We start from the raw sequence: 16,273 nt of genomic DNA, 5'->3' as shown, positions 1-16,273 counted from the left end.
ACTAGGCGCGTGACGTTACCGGATTAAGACACATGTACGGGAATTTTCTTAGTCACATATCCGTAAATAAAAACGAACGTGCGGCGCCCTCAAATGGTCTGCAGGAGCGCCTGCAAGTCGGACCCGTGCCAATCAAGGGTCAGCCCGCCCAACCGCATGCCGATCAGCGCCATGACACAGCCCTGGGTAAGGGCACGATCAATGACCTCGCCGCAGCCCAGCATGGGGCCCATCATCGCGTAGACATTCTCCGCCCGCCGCCGCCGCATATCGACCGCAAAGGGCAGGAACGCGGGCTCGCGCAGCGCCCCCAGCGCCATCTCGTGCCCCAGTGCGACCACCGCGGAACCCGCCGTCCGCACGCCTGGCGCCTCGCGCTGCGGGTCGCGGACCTCTGCCTGCAGGCGCAGGTACAGCGCCTCTACTCCACCGATCAGGATGTCGCGTTGGGTAGGGAAATGATGCGCGACGCTGGACAGGGGCATCCCGATCGCCTGCGCGATCATGCGGTGCGACAACAATTCCAACCCATTCGCCATGATCAGGTCGGCAATCCGCTCGGCGATCGCCGCCTTGGCTCCGCGCGGCGGGTCGCCGGCGTCGAAAGCAGCCCGGGCCAACGCCTCCAGCAACGTGACCACCCGCATATGCCAATCCGAATGCGCCTGCGCCGCCATCGCATCGGGGGTGCGCAGCAGCCCCCGCACCGTCGAGGCGCGCAGCAGTGCATAGTCGACGCTATCCTGCAGCAGGATAGAGAAGGGGCGTTCGTCCACGCAATAGCTTGCGATGCGCCGGGCCAGCCGCTCCGGCTCCGCCCAATCCGCCACGATCTGTCGCCACATCGCGGTGTGCCGTGCGGTGATGGCACGCACCGCCGGGAGCAGCGCGCCGTCGCGGTATCCCGCAGAGACCAGTTCGGCCTGCACCACTGCGGACCGCCGCCCCTCCCCCGCCCCGTGCCGGAGCCATGCGGCGACGACATCCGCCAGGCAATCCCGATCGCCTGCGGCCACGGCCCCGATCCGCAGTTCCCATGCGCGGCAATGCGCCTCGGCGCGCTCCCCTTCGCGCCGGGCGATCGCCGTGACCAGCGCGGCCCGATCGCCGATGCGGTAGCTGATCGATCCTACCGATACGCCGGCGCGCTCGGCCACTCCGCGCAGGCTGAGCTGGCTCAGCCCGCGCTCGGCCACGACATCCCGCGCGGCGTCGAGAATCAGCGTGTTGGCGTCGCCTTCGGGCGCGGCGAACAAAGGGGATCGTCTGGACATGCAACGCCGTTGATAGCTGCGCGACGCGATCCGTCCAGTGCGCCGGGGGCCGACCTGAAACAGTCACAGCCGGCACCTAAGAGGCGCGCATGACTCGCGCCGATCGTCCCGCGCTCCCGGCTTTTGCGGCAACGCATTTCGGCAAGAGCCTGTTATGGACCGCGGGCGACGCTTTCGCACTCTACACCATGATCGTGGTGCTCAAGCTCCCCGCAGCGGAGGCGGGAATGCTTTTCCTCGCCGGGTCGATCTGGAATGCCGGACTCGATGCGATCTGGGGGCTGGCACTGGCGCGGTCGCAGACGCTGCGCCGCCATGTTGGGCCGATCGGCAGCGTCGCGGCGATGGTTGCGTGCGCGAGCTTTGTCGCGCTGCCGCTGGCACCGCGCGGCGCGACGGTGACCGCCGGGCTGTTGCTGGTGCTGTTCCGCACCGCGTTCGCGCTGTTCGACGTCCCGCATAATGCAGTCACCACGCGATTCGCCGAAATCCATGGGCATCTGCGCATCATGCGGCTGCGCACGCTGGCGAGTGCGGGAGCGGGGCTGGTCGTCGCGCTTGCCGCAATACCGCTGCTGATGGCGGGAAGCGGCGCGCTGTCGTCCGCCGCGCTCGCGGCGCTGGGCCTCGTCGCGGGGTTGCTGCTGTTGCCGCTCCCTGCGCTGCTCGCGACGGCGACCGAGGTGCTGCCGACGCCTTCAGAAGGCCCGCGGCCGCGGATCGCCACACCCGTGCTGTTGTTCTGCCTGATCCACATGATCGGGGTTGGCGCGCTCGCCGCGGTCGGCAAGGCAATCCTCCACCTCGACCGGGCAGGCGCCGCCATCCTGCTCGCGGTGCCGCTGATCCTCGCAGTCGCACGCCTGGGGGCGATTCCGATCTGGTCCGCAATCGCGCGGGGTATCGGCATCAGCACGGCGCTGGCGATCGGCTATGGCATGTGCGCGCTCGTAATGCTCGCAATGCCGGCGGCGATGGCGCAGGGCACGCTCGCGATCGCGCTGGCCTTTGCCCTGTTCGGGGCTGGTATCAGCGGCGTCGTGCTGTTGATCTGGTCCGCTTTCTCGCAATTGCTGGGGCAGACCGCGGGTACGCAGCGGCTGAGCAGCGCGGCACTGCATTATGGGCTACTCACCGCGACGACGAAGGTCGGTCTGGGCGTCTCGGGTTATCTAGCCGCCCTCTGGCTCGGCAGCATGAGCAACAGGCCCGATCTTTCAGTTTCCACGCTGGTCAGCCTCACCTTGTTCGTGGTGCCGATTGCGATGCTATGCGGCATCGGCGAGAAACTGCGTGGATCGAGTGCCGCGCGCGGGCCCTACGCCCACTCCGCTGCGGTTAGCACGTGAGCAAGATCGTGGCGGGATTGCCCATCAACCACGTGACCGCGCGTTGACGCGACCGGCGCGTCACTTCGGAATACCGCGAAAGCCGTTCCAAATCTTGCCCTGAACGCTCGTCGAATTCGTCAGAGCACATGCGCCGCCGAGAGGCATTGCCGGACGTTCTGGAACCTTATGGTCGGGGAGACAGGATTCGAACCTGCGACATCCTGCTCCCAAAGCAGGCGCGCTACCGGACTGCGCCACTCCCCGACAGTTGCGCGCTTAGAGGCTTGATGCCGCGGGCACAAGGCTTGAAGCGACGGCGCTGGTGGGCCCGGCAGGACTTGAACCCGCAACCTACCCGTTATGAGCGGGCAGCTCTAACCAGTTGAGCTACAGGCCCCCAGCAACGCCGCCACTAGCGGAGGTTGGGCCGGTGCTGCAAGTCGCGTCGGCTGCCTCGACGATTTCGGCGAGCGTCGCGCTGGCAACCCCCAACCGCGCGAGCAGCCCCGCGACGGCGTCCCACCAGCGATAAAAATCCGCAAGATCCGCAGCATCGCGGACATAGGGGGTATGGCCCGGTTCCAGCGATGGCGAGTGAAAGCCGAAATTGAGCAGCCGCACACCCTCGCCCACTGCAACGCGTACCGCCTCCAGCGCGTCGGCGAGCGGCATGTCCTCCGGGGTGAGCGCCACGCGCGACAACAGCCCCAGCCGCGACGCGATGCCCGGGCCGCGCGGCAGCTTCGCCAGCCGGTGGTACAGCCCCGCCCCACCCCGCCGGAGCCGCCCGGTATAGACCGTGGTCAGGGGCAGCTCGACCAGCCCGCCGACGCGGAATGCGTGGTTCGGGACCGCGGAGAAATCGGGCCCGCCCTCCTCGGCATAGCGATAGCCCGAGCGCATCGAGCTTTCGATGCGATAGCCCAGCGCCGCCAGCGTCGTGACAGTGTGCGGTCCGATGCCATAGCGCCCGGCGCGATAGGCGATCGGCCGCCGCCCCGTCGCGCGCTCGATCGCGGCGGTCAGCGCCTCAAGCTTGGCGCGTTCCAGCGCGGGCGGGAGATTGCCGCCGAAGCTGTTGGTGCGCGACAGCGGCTCTTCGAAGGGCGGGTTCACCCAGGGGTGGAGCTGGGTCCCCACCGCCGACCGGCCATCGGCGAGCAGGCCGCGAAAAATCTCGCCCGCGCGCGGGCACGCCGCAATCGGGAAATCGACCATATAGGTCAGCGGAATGCCCAGTGCCGCGAACCGGGCATGCGCCGCGGGGAGCGCCGCGATATGCCGCGTATCATGGGCATCGCGACTGAACGGCGCGGTCCAGTCGAACTCCTCCTCGGTGTCGACGAACACCGCGAACCGGGTGCCAAACGCATCGGGCCACGCCACCGCAGAGCCGGGCTCCGGCGCCGGCACGCGAAAGCCGCCACCGGATACGGAAGGCGCCCCCGCTTCCATGCCTCAGCTCAGATTGGCCTGTCCCATGGCCCTGTTTACGGCGGCGGGAAGGCGCAAAGTCAAGCTGTCGGCGGCGATCGCCAGGCTCCCGCCCAGTTCGCGTGCCAGGTTGCGCGCCAGCCGCAAGGCAAAGCCGGTGCCCAGCAACGTCGCATCCTCATGCTCGTCGTCGATCCCGAGCACCGAATCGCCCGGATAATCGGCCAGCGCCTTGGGCCGGTCGATCGTGATCGCGACGATGTCGTCCGCCTCCGGCGCGACATGGATGCCGATCCGCTCGCCGGCCCCGCTTGCCGACACCAGCGTCGCCAGCAGCCGGGCGAGCAGCCGCTCGACGGCACGGCGATCGCCGATCACCGCGAGATCGTCGATCGGCAGCGCGATCACCGAGCCGCGAATCTCGCTGAGCGGCGCGAGGTCGTCGGCGATCCCCGCGAGCAGCGGCCGGAGCGTCAGCAGGCCGGGCACCAGCGAAAGCGCCGCGCTGTCGATCCGCGCCGCGAGATCGAGGTCGTCGATCGCGCCGAGCAAGTCGCGCGCCTGGGCGCGGATCACGTTGGCGCGCTCGCGATAGGGATCGGATACCGGCCCCAGCATCTGCGTCTCGATCATCTCGGCAAAGCCGGCGATCGCATTGGTCGGGGTGCGCAGTTCGTGGACGAGCTGGCGCAGCGAATCGGCGGAGGATTCGTCGGGCGCCGCGCGCAGCGGCTCGGCACGCTCATCGACGCGCGGGCGCCGCGCCGTGCCGCGATAGCCGGTGAAGCGACCATTTGCGGGATCGAATGCCGGTACGCCCGAAATCAGCCAGTCGCCCGAGGCGTCCGACTCGCCTTCGATCACCAGCCGCGCCGTGGCGAACGCGGCACGGCGTCGGAATGCGCCGGTTGCGGCGCCATCGACGCGCGAGCCGGCAGGTGGCCCCTGGACGTCGAGGCTGAGCCCGACGACTGGCGCGCGGCTCACGCCCTCGACCCAGCGGATCACCCCCTTCGCATCGGTTTCGAACCGGAAGGCATCGCCGGCGCGCGGCGGACGGGGCGGCGGCGGCCCCTTCTCTTCGCGGTGGCGCCAGAACGCGTCGATCCGCGCCACGACCTCGGCAATCTCGAACGTGCCCTCTGCATTGGCTTCGGGCATCGAATCGAACTGCAGGGGTCCGACGTCTAATTCGGCATCCTCGGCAGCCTCGGCCGGCGTCTGGGCGACAAGGGTCTCGAACTCGCTCATGGGTTCGGTCTGCGGCTCGACCGGACCCTCCGCAACGGGCTCGCCAACGGCCTCTGCCCCGACTGTCCCGGATTGGACCGGGGCGGCCATGATTTCGTCCTCCGCCGGCACCTTGGCCGGCAGCGGCGTGGGGACGCCCGTTGCGAGCGCGACGAAGGAATAATCCTCGTCGGGGGCGACCGCTACGGCATCGGCCTCCGGCTCGCTAGCGGCGCTCGCATCGGCCAATACGGCGTCCGGCGGCACCCCGGGCTCCTCGTCTGCGACCGGCAACATCTCGGGCTCGTTTTCGGGAGCCTGCACCGCGGGCGCCGGAGTTTCCAGCGGTTGTTCGTGCGCAACGACTTCCGGCTCGGGGACGTCCGCGCCATCCTCCGCAACATCGGCCAGGGGCGCCGACGCAGCGACCGGTTCGGACTGCACGGCCTCTGCCAGGTCGCTCGCGACCGGCGCCTCGACGCGTTGCTCCGCCTCGCCCCCCGTCGCGTCGGGGAGCACGAAATCATATTTGCCGAAGCTTTCGAGCGCGCGCTTCACCACCGGGCCCAGGTCGCGGCGGTTGCGCAACACGGTGCGCGCCGGCGGCGACAATTCGGGAAGCAGGTGGATCCATTCGGACGAGGTCAGCACCGCGCTCCGCAGCACCGGAATCGCAATCGCCAGCGTGTCGAGCGCGAACAGCCGAACGAGCGGCGCCGGCGGCTGCGCGAATTCGAGCGCGCGGGCGCTCGCGGCGCGAATCGGCGCCGGAACCTGATCGCGAATCGCCTGGAGCTTCGCCATGGCGCGTGCGTCGGGGGCGACGCGGCGGCGACCGATCAGGTCGACGAGCTGCCGCCACAGCGACTGGACGCCATAGGGCGTGTCCATATCGGCAGCGAGAACCGTCTCCAGAGTGTCGTCGAAACGCAAACGCTGCCTACCCGTCCAACCGGCACAGGAAGCTGCGCCGCAAGGATTTCTTAACGCGCGGGGTCATGGTCAGGGAACCGTTCATTTCGATACGTCGCAATGTGGGACAATTGCGTTGCGATGTAATAATCTTATAGTTACGCGGGGGTCCAAGCAACGAACGCAACGCGGAGATATGGAAAAAATGCGCTTCGACGACATCGACGTGCGAATCCTGGGGCTCCTCCAGGACAATGGCCGGATGACCAATGTCGAACTGGCGGAACGCGTGGGATTGACGGCACCGCCCTGCCTGCGGCGCGTGCGCGCGCTGGAACTGCAGGGGGCGATCAACGGCTATCACGCCGCGCTCGATCCGGGCGCGCTGGGGTATAACCTGACGGTCTTTGCGATGGTCAGCCTCAAGAGCCAGGCCGAAAGCGACCTGCGCGCGTTCGAGGCGCTGGTCGCGACGATTCCGGAAGTGCGCGAATGCCATATGCTCAACGGCGAGATCGACTTCATCCTCAAGATCGTCGCCCCCGACCTCCAGAGCTTCCAGCAGATCCTGACGACGAAGCTGACCACCGCGCCGAATGTCGAGCACGTCAAGACGTCGCTGACGATTCGCACGTCGAAGGCGCTTCCTGGCGTGCCCGTTCCGGAGATGTGAGAAGGGGCGGCCCCGCGGGACCGCCCCTCCCCATAGTCGTTCAGGATCGACCGCCGGCTCAAGCGAGCGGCGGGAAGTCGATCGAAGCCAGCCACAGCAGCGACAGGTTCGAATAGGGGCCGCTCTTGACCTGCTGGAACGCCGTGCGCGCCTCGTCCTTGCGGGTCAGCGCGTGGAGCGCGATGCCGCGATGCAGATTGACTTCGTCCGCATTGACGCCGCCCTTGGTCAGCGACAGGTCGTAGAGTTCAAGCGCGCGGGCATAATTGCCCGCCGCGAGGAACGCGTCCGCCGTCTGCGACGCGGGCGCGCCGGTCTTGGCCGCCGCCGCCTGCTTGGCGAGCGTGTCGAGCGACCCTTCGGCCTTCACTGCGGCCTGCGACGCAGTGTAGGTGCGCCCGGTATCGGCGTCGCCCGCCGGAATCTTGCCGCTCTTGCGACCCTCGTCGATCGCCGCCACGGCTTCCCAGGGAAGCCCGGACTGCTGCGCCTGGAACGCATAGTCCGCATAGTCGCCGCGATCGGCCAGCGCGTTGGTCGCGCGCATCAGGCGATACAGGTCGAGCTTCTCGACCTTCTCGCTGCCACCCGCCGGCGTGCCCTGGCGGAACACCTGGATCGCCCAGCGCCAGTTCGGCACGGTCGGATATTCCTGGATGAAGCGCGTCAGCCAATCGGCCATCTTGGCGCGATCGCCGGACTGGTTCACCCGCGGGATCGCGAACTTGTACCAATCGACCGGAGGCTTGCGACCGGCTGCCTTGCTCTGCGCGATCGCCGTCTCGACTTCGGCGATCGCCGCGGGCTGGTTGCCGCTTGCCGAATAGGAATTGGCGAGCATCACCGGAAGATCGGCTTCCTTCGAACCCAGTTCGCGGGCCTTGAGCAGGAACGCGATCGCTTCGGCATGCTTCTTGTCGGCCGCTGCGCGCGAACCGGCCATGAAGTTATACACCGAGCCATAGAGCGGCGCGCGATCGGCCGGGGTCTTGGGATTGGTCCACAGCGCCTGGAGCGCCTTCATCTGGCCGGCTTCGTCCTTGCGCTGCAGTTCGAGCTGCAACCGGAGCCACGCCGCATAATAGCGCTCGTCGTCATTCTTGGATGCGGCCTCCGCGGCGACGATCTGCGGCTCGGCAGTCGCGACGTCCTTCGCCTTGATCGCAGTCTCGGCAGCGGCGGCAGCCTTGCGGAACTCCTCGCTCACCTTCAACTCGGGGGTCGCGTTGGCAGCCTTTTTATCGGCTTTCTGCGCGCTGGCGGGCACCGTGCTCAGCGCGCCGGTCCCCAGCGTCAGCACGGCGGCCATCGCGAGCTTCGAAACGAACGTCATGTACTACTCTCCTCGTGGGAACGGCGGACGGATCGGTCGCCCCTCTAATTGGCCCTCTCGTGCCATACAAGCGGACGTATCGTCGAGCGCATGCCAACCGCCAAATGAACGCCGTTTGAATGGTTCGGGCCCGATTTGGTTGCGTGCGCAAGCCGCTGGCATTTGCCGGATGCGGCGGGCTAAAGCTACGGCAAAACGGGGGAGAAATAATTCGATGCTGAGCGCCCGCGGCGGACCCATGCCGCGATCGCCCTCGCCACAGCCTGCGGCGCGACGGGGCTTTGGCATCGCGGCTCTGTTTGTCCTCGCACGCGCGCCCACGCACGCGCGGGCGCGCGGGGTTGGCAGGTGCTATCGGGGTCGCTAGAGCAGTCTCCCACTCGTAACAATTCTGGAAACATGAACCTTTGACCGACGAGACCGTCCTCGCGGACCGATCCGACATTACGCCCGTCTCGATCGTCGACGAGATGAAGACCTCGTACCTCGATTACGCGATGAGCGTGATCGTGGCGCGCGCGCTCCCTGACGTTCGCGATGGCTTGAAGCCGGTCCATCGCCGCATCCTCTATGCCGCGCAGGAAGGCGGCTATGTCGCCGGTCGCGCCTATCGCAAATCGGCCCGCCTCGTCGGTGACGTGATGGGTAAATACCATCCGCACGGCGACAGCTCGATCTATGACGCGATGGCGCGCATGGCCCAGGATTGGGCGATGCGCGTGCCGCTGATCGACGGTCAGGGGAACTTCGGTTCGATGGACCCCGATCCGCCCGCCGCGATGCGCTATACCGAAGCGCGCCTGGCGCGCGTCGCATCGGCGCTGCTCGACGATATCGACAAGGACACGGTCGACTTCCAGGACAATTATGACGGCTCCGAAAGCGAGCCCACCGTCCTGCCCGCGCGCTTCCCCAATCTGCTGGTCAACGGCGCCGGCGGCATCGCGGTCGGCATGGCGACCAACATTCCGCCGCACAATTTGGGCGAAGTGATCGACGCTTGCCTGGCGTATATCGACAACGGCGCTGTCACGCTCGAAGAGCTGATGGAGATCGTCCCCGGCCCCGACTTCCCGACCGGCGCGATCATCCTCGGTCGCTCGGGCTGCCGCTCGGCGTACCAGACCGGGCGCGGATCGATCATGGTCCGCAGCCGCTACATCACCGAGCAGCGCGGCGAGCGCCGTTCGATCGTGCTCACCGAAATCCCGTACCAGCAGGGCAAGAACGCACTCGTCGAGAAGATCGCCGAGGCCGCCAAGGAAAAGCGGATCGAGGGCGTCAGCGACATTCGCGACGAATCGAGCCGCGAAGGCGTGCGCATCGTCATCGACCTGAAGCGCGACGCGACCCCAGAAGTGGTGCTCAACCAGCTCTGGCGGAACACGCCGGCGCAATCGAGCTTCCCGGCGAACATGCTCGCGATCCGCGGCGGTCGCCCCGAACTGCTCAACCTACGCGACATCATCGAGGCGTTCGTCAAGTTCCGCGAAGAGGTCATCACGCGGCGCTCGAAATTCGAGCTGGCGAAGGCGCGCGACCGGGCGCACATCTTGCTCGGCCTGGTCATCGCGGTGACCAACCTCGACGAAGTTGTGAAGATCATCCGCTCGTCGCCCAGCCCCGCGGTCGCGCGCGACCGGTTGCTGACGCGCGAATGGCCGATCGCCGAGATCGCGCCCTATATCCGGCTGGTCGAAGCGATCGACACCGAAGTCACCGGCGACACCTATCGGCTTTCGGACCTCCAGGTCCGCGCGATCCTCGACCTGCGCCTCCACCGCCTCACCGCGCTGGGCCGCGACGAGATCGGCGAGGAACTGGCCAAGCTCGCCGAGACGATCGCCGAACTGCTCGAAATCCTCGGCAATCGCGCCAAGCTGTACGAAGTGCTGCGCGAGGAACTCACTACGGTCCGCGCCGCCTATGCGACGCCGCGCCGCACCGAAATCGCCGCCGCCGCCGACGGGATCGAGGACGAGGACCTGATCGAGCGCGAGGACATGGTCGTCACCGTGACCATGGAAGGCTATATCAAGCGCACGCCGCTCGACACGTTCCGCGCGCAGAAGCGCGGCGGCAAGGGCCGCGCGGGCATGGCGACCAAGGAAGAGGATGCGGTCACGCACCTCTTCGTCACGTCGACGCATACCCCGGTGCTGTTCTTCTCGACCGAGGGCAAGGTCTATCGGATGAAGGTCTGGCGCCTGCCAGAGGGTGGCCCCGCCACGCGCGGGCGGCCGATGATCAACCTGTTGCCGCTGGCGAATGGCGAGACGATCTCGACCGTGCTGCCGCTGCCCGAGGATGAGGAAAGCTGGGGCAATCTGCACGTGATGTTCGCGACGGCCAAGGGTTCGGTGCGCCGCAACTCGATGGATGCGTTTGCCAATATCCGCAGCTCGGGCAAGATCGCGATGCGGTTCGAGGAGGGGTCGGAGGACCGGCTGATCGGCGTGTCGCTGCTGAGCGAAGGCGACGACGTGCTGCTCGCGACCAAGCAGGGCAAGGCGATCCGCTTCGCCGGCACCGACGTCCGCGAGTTCCAGAGCCGCGATTCGACCGGCGTGCGCGGCGCGCGGCTGGCCGAGGGCGACGAGGTCATCTCGATGTCGGTGCTGCGCGGCTTCGACGCAACGCCTGCCGAGCGCGAAGCCTATCTGAAGGCCGCGCCGTGGAAGGAAGGCGAGCGCGAAGTGACGCTCGAGCCCGAGCGCATGGCGGAATTCGAAGCGGCGGAGGAGTTCATCCTCACCGTGACGGCCAATGGCTATGGCAAGCGCACCTCCGCGTTCGAATATCGCCAGACCAATCGCGGCGGTCAGGGCATCACCAACATCGTGACCTCGGACCGCAACGGCGCGGTCGTCGCGAGCTTCCCCGCAAGCCGCGGGCAGGAGCTGATGCTGGTGACCAACCAGGCCAAGCTGATCCGCACCACCGTCGGCGACATCCGCGTCGCGGGCCGCAATACCCAGGGCGTGACGATCTTCCGCGTTGCATCGGGCGAGTTCGTCGTCTCCGCGGCGCGGATCGAGGAGAGCGAGGAAGAGGCCGAGGTCAATCTGGCCGATGGCCCGACCGCCGCCGCGCCGACTCCCGATGCGGACACGCAGGACGACCTGGCCGAAGGGCCGGAGGACGGCCAGTGAGCGACACCCCGAACACCGCGTACAAGATCCTCACCGCCGACCAGATGGCGGCGCTGGAGGCGGATGCGGTGTTCGGGGGCGCACCCGTGGATCTGGCCGATGGCTATATCCATTTGTCCACCGCAGCCCAGCTTCAGGAAACGCTGGACAAGCATTTCGCGGGCCAGAACGACCTGTGGCTTGCCGCGGTCGATCTCGACGCGCTGGGCGATACGGTGCGGTGGGAGCCCTCGCGCGGGGGACAGCTTTTCCCGCATATCCATGGCCCGCTGCCGCTCGACGCAGTGATCGCCTATAGCGGGCTACACTATGAAGCCGATGGTGCGCTGCGGTTGCCCGTCGCCGGTTGAGGCGTTTTGTCGTCTTGCCGGGCGCCAAAAAGGGTGAGACAGGCGCGGCGATGATTCGGGGCGTTCACACCAGCGGCAGGGCCATGCAGCGCGTCGCGCTGATGCTCGTCGCGTGTGCGCTGCTCCTGCGCATCCTCGTCCCCGCCGGGTGGATGCCGGTCGCGAATGCCGGCGGGATCGCGTTCAACTGGTGCAGCGACAGCAGCGGCAGCGCGGTACAGCTCCGCGCGGCGGCTTTGCTGTCCAAGGCGGTGGGCAAGGAGCAAGCGCCCGATCCAGCGCCCGCATCCGATCACCAACCCTGCGCCTTCGCCGCCGCTGCCCAGCCCGTCACCGGCGTCGCGGCAGCCGAACTCGCACCGCCGCCTGCGCCCGATCGCGTCGCCGCATTGCCGCGTCTCACCGCCGTCCCCGGTCGCGGCCTCGCCGCCCCGCCCCGCTTTCCACTGGCCCCCGCTCCTCGCCTGACGCCACTGGCGCGCCTCCGCGCGCGCCGTTCGTTTGTCTTGCCGAGGAACTACTCCCAAATGAATCCGTTCGTCCGCGCGCTGTATAGCGCGCCCTTCCTGTTCGCCGCCCTTCCCGCTTTCGCCCAGCAGGCCCCGGTCGAGGACCGCGACGAAATCGTCGTAACCGCGCGCCAACTCGTCGAGCAGGCCATCCAGAAGGTCAACGAGACCCCCGGCGGGGCCAATGTCGTCGCCGCCGATGACTATGCCGACAAGGCAGCGGTATCGCTGCGCGACGCGCTCGCCTTCTCCCCCGGCGTCTATCTCCAGCCGCGTTTCGGGCAGGAAGTCCGCATCTCGATCCGGGGCTCCGGGATCAGCCGGGGCTATCACATGCGCGGGCTGACGCTGTTGCAGGACGGGGTGCCGATCAACCTCGCCGACGACAATGGCGACTTCCAGGAACTCGACCCCAGCGTCCTTCAGCATATCGAGGTGTTCCGCGGTGCCAACGCGCTGCGTTTCGGCGCGTCGACGCTGGGCGGCGCGATCAACGGCGTCACCCCCACGGGCCGCTCCGCGAACGGCGTGCGGCTGCGCATCGACGGCGGCAGCTTCGAAACGGTGCGCGCGCTGGCCAGCATGGGCTATGCCGATGAACGCGGCGACCTGTTCCTGGCGGTCGCGGGCGACACCTCCAACGGCGGCCGCGACCATGGCGAGCGCAAGGCGTTCCGCTTCAACGGCAATGCCGGCATCCGGCTGACCGACAGCATCGAGACGCGCTTCTACGCCAGCGCCCAGTCGATCGCGCAGGATTTGTCGGGCGCGCTAACCTATGCCGTCGCCACCACCAAGCCCGAAACCGGCAACCGCGTCGGCAACCAGCAGCGCAACATCGATTCGATCCGCGTCCAAAACCGCACCAGCTTCGAACTGGGCAATGGCGGGCTCGATGTCGGCGTGTTCCTCAACGCCAAGAAGCTTTACCATCCGATCTATCAGGCGGTCGACCAGAACTCGACCGACTGGGGCAGCTATGCCCGGCTCGACCAGGATTTCGGCGTGCTGGGGTTCACAGCGGGCGTGACCGCGCGGTTCGGCGACGTCGATTCGAAGCGCTTCGTCAATGTCGACGGCAATCGCGGCGCGCCGACGTTCCGCGCGCATCAGGTCGCCCGCACGATCGACGCCTATGCGGAGGGTCGCGTGAAACCGGTAGAGGGCCTCACGCTGATCGCAGGCGGCATTTACACCGCAGGGCTGCGGCGACAGGACCAAAGCTATCCGGCGGTGGTCAGCGGGCGCGAGACCTTCGACCAGCTCTCGCCCAAGCTGGGCGTGCTGTACGAACCCGCGAAGAACGTGCAGTTCTACGCCAATTTCAGCCGCAGCCATGAACTTCCCGGCTTTATCGAGCTGGCGCAGGTCGCGAGCTTCGTCCCCCTCGACGCGCAGCGCGCCTGGACGGCGGAGATCGGCACGCGCGGCACGCTTGGCCCGCTGCACTTCGATCTCAGCGCCTATCGCGCCGAGCTGAAGGGCGAATTGCTACAATATACCGTGTCGTTCAGCATCCCCGCATCGACCTTCAACGCGGGCAAGACCCGGCATCAGGGCGTCGAACTGGGGCTCGATTTGGCACTCGCGCAATGGGCGAAGCTGCGCCAGGTCTATCAGTGGAGCGACTTCCGCTTCCGCGACGATGCCCAGTTCGGCGACAACCGCCTGCCGGTGATCCCCGAACATATGTTCCGCACCGAACTCCAGATTGGCAGCGAGGCGCTGCGCCTCTCCCCCAACCTCGAATATGTGCCGCAGGGGGCATGGGTGGACTACAGCAACAGCTTCCGACCCGACGGCTATGTCCTGCTCGGGCTGAGCGCGCAGGCAAAGCTCGACGAGCGCTTCACCGTCTTTGCCGATGCGCGCAACCTGACCGGCAACAAGGCGGTCGGCGACATATCGGCGGTGGTGAAATACACCCCCGCCAGCGCGATCTTCTACCCCGTCGAGCGCCGCAGCGTGTTCGCGGGCGTTCGGGCCGCGTTCTGATGGGCGCCCGGTGGTACAACACGGTATGGCGCTGGCATTTCTATGCCGGGCTGCTCTGCATGCCGTTCATCCTGTGGCTCGCGACCACCGGGACCCTCTATTTGTGGAAGCCGCAGATCGAAGCGCTGATCGAGCGCCCCTATGACGGGCTCGCAGCGGACGGCCCCCGCGCCTCCGCTGCGGCACAGGTCGCGGCGGCGGTGGCGGCAGTGCCCGGATCGACGCTGCGGCGCTTCCAGTTGCCGGAGGATGCCAGCCAGTCGACGCGCATTACCGTCACCTCGGCGGGCGTCGACCGGCGGGTCTATGTCGATCCGTATCGGCTGCGCGTGCTCCACATCGAGCGCGAGGATAGCCGGCTGATGCGCACGGTGTTCCTGCTCCACGGCACATTGCTCGCGGGAGCGCCGGGCAGCTATCTGGTCGAGATCGCCGCTTGCTGGGCGGTGGTGATGCTGCTCACCGGCCTTTTCCTGTGGTGGCCGCGCGGCGGCGCGGGACTGGCGGGCACGCTCTATCCGCGGCGGCGGCGGGGCAAGCGGGTGTTCTGGCGCGATCTTCATGCCGTAAGCGGCATCTGGGTCGCGGCGGCGGCACTCGTGCTGATTTCGACCGGGCTGCCCTGGGCGAAGTTCTGGGGCAGCTATTTCCTGGAGGTGCGCAAGGTCACCGGCACGCTCGACGGCCCGCCCGACTGGACGATTGGCGGCAAAAAGGTCGTGCTCGACGAACATGCCGGGCACGGCGGCATGGCGTCGATGCCGCCACCCGTACCGAGCGGCCCGGCGATCGACCGGGTGGTCGCGCGCACCTACCCGCTGGGGCTCGCCGCACCCGTGATGATCCTGCCCCCCGCCGCGCCGGGCGCACCCTGGTCGGTGCTGGCGCAACCCGCCAACCGCCCGCTCGCCGCCAGCCTGACGATCGACGGCGACAGCGGCGCAGTCACCTCCCGCCGCGACTTCGCCCAGCGCCACTGGGTCGATCGCGTCGTCGGCTATGGCATCGCGCTCCACGAAGGCGCGCTGTTCGGGCTCGTCAATCAGCTACTCGGCACGCTGACTGCACTGCTGCTTGCGACGCTGTCGGTGTCCGGCGCGGTGATGTGGTGGCGCAGACGCCCCAGCGGGGTGCTCGGCGCCCCACCCGCCCGCTCCGCGCCGCGGGCCGGAGCGCTGCTGCTGGGGACCATCGCGACGCTTGCGGTGGCGATGCCGTTGTTCGGCTTGACCCTAATTCTCGCGTTGCTCGTCGAGGGCTTCGTGCTGCGGGGATGGCCTGCGGCGCGCAAATGGCTTGGGCTATCGTCCATCGCGGCTTGACGGCCAGCGCAAGCGCCCTTAAGTGCGCGCCTTCAACCACGCATGGCCCCTTCGTCTAGCGGTTAGGACGACGCCCTCTCACGGCGTAAGCACGAGTTCGATTCTCGTAGGGGTCACCAAAACGCCATCCCAGGGCGTCCGAGAATGTGCCATAAGTGGCTGTTTTCTGCGGTTTTTTTGTGGTATAAGCATCCCAGTCGGATCGGTGAAATACCACTCCATACCAGCAATCTGATGGTATTTCTGATGGCACCACGCCGGTCGCTTGGATGGAGATACCATCATGGCGTTGTCGGTCGTGGCGATCAAAGTGGCCGAGAGTCGCGACAAGGCGTACAAGCTGAGCGATAGCGACGGGCTCTACCTGCTCGTGGCGCCGTCTGCGGCGGCGGGTGCCAGCGTGCCGGCGACTTCCCTAAACACGACGGTCTGCGCCTTGAGGAGACCGTGGACATGCTCGCAGACGGTTAGCGCAGTCGCTTCCCAGTGGGCGTCGCGCGTCAGTCGCTGCGCCAGAGCGGCAATGCTGGCATTCTCGCTGGTGCTGCGGCCATTGAGCGTCAATCGGCCGCGCATTCGCGCATCAGCGCGACCGATACAGTTTCGCATATCGCCGATCCGGTAGGCAACGTAGGCGGGCGTGTGGCCGGGGACGTGGAGCACCTCCACCTCCAGCCCGCCGATCGCAAACTGGCCACTGTCCTCGAACAGCGGGTCGAAATCCGTTCGTGCGGACCGCTCGGCCTCAAGCGCGCCTT

At 67.4% G+C, this 16,273-nt stretch carries 10 protein-coding genes, 3 tRNA genes and 1 pseudogene; 7 read left to right on the top strand and 7 right to left on the bottom strand.

Annotated features, from left to right (window positions below; genetic code table 11):
* Positions 1–89 precede the first annotated feature (89 nt).
* A complete protein-coding gene (locus TS85_RS04135; RefSeq protein WP_044330585.1) occupies positions 90–1,274 on the bottom strand; it encodes a TetR/AcrR family transcriptional regulator in 1,185 nt (394 codons plus the stop codon).
* Positions 1,275–1,363: 89 nt separating this feature from the next.
* Here TS85_RS04135 and TS85_RS04130 point away from each other — a divergent pair, with 89 nt between their 5' ends.
* Positions 1,364–2,623, top strand: a complete 1,260-nt coding sequence (locus tag TS85_RS04130; RefSeq protein WP_044330583.1) for an MFS transporter — start codon at positions 1,364–1,366, stop codon at positions 2,621–2,623.
* Between the two features lie 169 nt (positions 2,624–2,792).
* Here TS85_RS04130 and TS85_RS04125 read toward each other — a convergent pair.
* From TS85_RS04125 to TS85_RS23965, 4 genes are all read right to left on the bottom strand, one after another.
* Positions 2,793–2,869, bottom strand: a tRNA-Pro gene (locus tag TS85_RS04125).
* A 56-nt stretch (positions 2,870–2,925) separates the two neighbouring features.
* Positions 2,926–3,002, bottom strand: a tRNA-Ile gene (locus tag TS85_RS04120).
* On the bottom strand, positions 2,993–4,018 hold the full coding sequence (locus tag TS85_RS23970; RefSeq protein WP_227698657.1) for a polysaccharide deacetylase family protein: 1,026 nt from the start codon (positions 4,016–4,018) through the stop codon (positions 2,993–2,995). Before TS85_RS23970 ends, TS85_RS04120 begins: the two co-directional genes overlap by 10 nt.
* A gap of 45 nt (positions 4,019–4,063) precedes the next feature.
* On the bottom strand, positions 4,064–6,202 hold the full coding sequence (locus TS85_RS23965) for a sensor histidine kinase (protein ID WP_320407143.1): 2,139 nt from the start codon (positions 6,200–6,202) through the stop codon (positions 4,064–4,066).
* 184 nt (positions 6,203–6,386) lie between these two features.
* Here TS85_RS23965 and TS85_RS04110 point away from each other — a divergent pair, with 184 nt between their 5' ends.
* A complete protein-coding gene (locus TS85_RS04110; protein WP_155006290.1) occupies positions 6,387–6,854 on the top strand; it encodes an Lrp/AsnC family transcriptional regulator in 468 nt (155 codons plus the stop codon).
* A gap of 58 nt (positions 6,855–6,912) precedes the next feature.
* Here TS85_RS04110 and TS85_RS04105 read toward each other — a convergent pair whose 3' ends face one another.
* Complete coding sequence (locus tag TS85_RS04105) at positions 6,913–8,187, bottom strand: hypothetical protein (RefSeq protein ID WP_044330578.1); 1,275 nt, start codon at positions 8,185–8,187, stop codon at positions 6,913–6,915.
* A 407-nt stretch (positions 8,188–8,594) separates the two neighbouring features.
* On the opposite strand from TS85_RS04105, the gene gyrA reads away from it, so the two are divergent.
* The 5 genes from gyrA (at position 8,595) to TS85_RS04080 (ending at position 15,634) form a co-directional block, all read left to right on the top strand.
* Positions 8,595–11,339, top strand: coding sequence for a DNA gyrase subunit A (gyrA, locus tag TS85_RS04100; RefSeq protein ID WP_044330577.1), 2,745 nt, complete (start codon positions 8,595–8,597; stop codon positions 11,337–11,339).
* Positions 11,336–11,689 carry a DUF952 domain-containing protein gene (locus TS85_RS04095; RefSeq protein ID WP_044330576.1) on the top strand — a complete coding sequence of 118 codons (354 nt, stop codon included), beginning with the start codon at positions 11,336–11,338 and terminating at the stop codon, positions 11,687–11,689. The genes gyrA and TS85_RS04095 overlap by 4 nt, the downstream gene beginning before the upstream one ends.
* A gap of 527 nt (positions 11,690–12,216) precedes the next feature.
* Entirely contained in the window at positions 12,217–14,193 is a 1,977-nt protein-coding gene (locus TS85_RS04090; protein WP_044335808.1) for a TonB-dependent receptor family protein, read from the top strand.
* Entirely contained in the window at positions 14,193–15,515 is a 1,323-nt protein-coding gene (locus tag TS85_RS04085; RefSeq protein ID WP_044330575.1) for a PepSY-associated TM helix domain-containing protein, read from the top strand. Before TS85_RS04090 ends, TS85_RS04085 begins: the two co-directional genes overlap by 1 nt.
* A gap of 44 nt (positions 15,516–15,559) precedes the next feature.
* Positions 15,560–15,634: transfer RNA gene (locus TS85_RS04080), tRNA-Glu, on the top strand.
* Between the two features lie 490 nt (positions 15,635–16,124).
* Here the strand turns inward: TS85_RS04080 and TS85_RS25195 are convergent.
* Positions 16,125–16,241: pseudogene (locus tag TS85_RS25195) on the bottom strand (MBL fold metallo-hydrolase); the annotation flags it as partial.
* Between the last annotated feature and the right edge of the window lie 32 nt (positions 16,242–16,273).

This window comes from Sphingomonas hengshuiensis, from assembly GCF_000935025.1.
In the GTDB taxonomy this organism is placed as follows: Bacteria; Pseudomonadota; Alphaproteobacteria; order Sphingomonadales; family Sphingomonadaceae; genus Sphingomonas; species Sphingomonas hengshuiensis.
This window is presented reverse-complemented; position numbering and strand designations above follow the sequence as displayed.

Bases quoted from the DNA above. Each gene is read 5' to 3' on its own strand.
- TS85_RS04130 (WP_044330583.1), top strand. From the start codon at position 1,364: ATGACTCGCGCCGATCGTCCCGCGCTCCCGGCTTTTGCGGCAACGCAT.
- TS85_RS04105 (WP_044330578.1), bottom strand. From the start codon at position 8,187: ATGACGTTCGTTTCGAAGCTCGCGATGGCCGCCGTGCTGACGCTGGGG.
- TS85_RS04135 (WP_044330585.1), bottom strand. From the start codon at position 1,274: ATGTCCAGACGATCCCCTTTGTTCGCCGCGCCCGAAGGCGACGCCAAC.
- TS85_RS04090 (WP_044335808.1), top strand. From the start codon at position 12,217: ATGAATCCGTTCGTCCGCGCGCTGTATAGCGCGCCCTTCCTGTTCGCC.
- TS85_RS04085 (WP_044330575.1), top strand. From the start codon at position 14,193: ATGGGCGCCCGGTGGTACAACACGGTATGGCGCTGGCATTTCTATGCC.
- TS85_RS04110 (WP_155006290.1), top strand. From the start codon at position 6,387: ATGCGCTTCGACGACATCGACGTGCGAATCCTGGGGCTCCTCCAGGAC.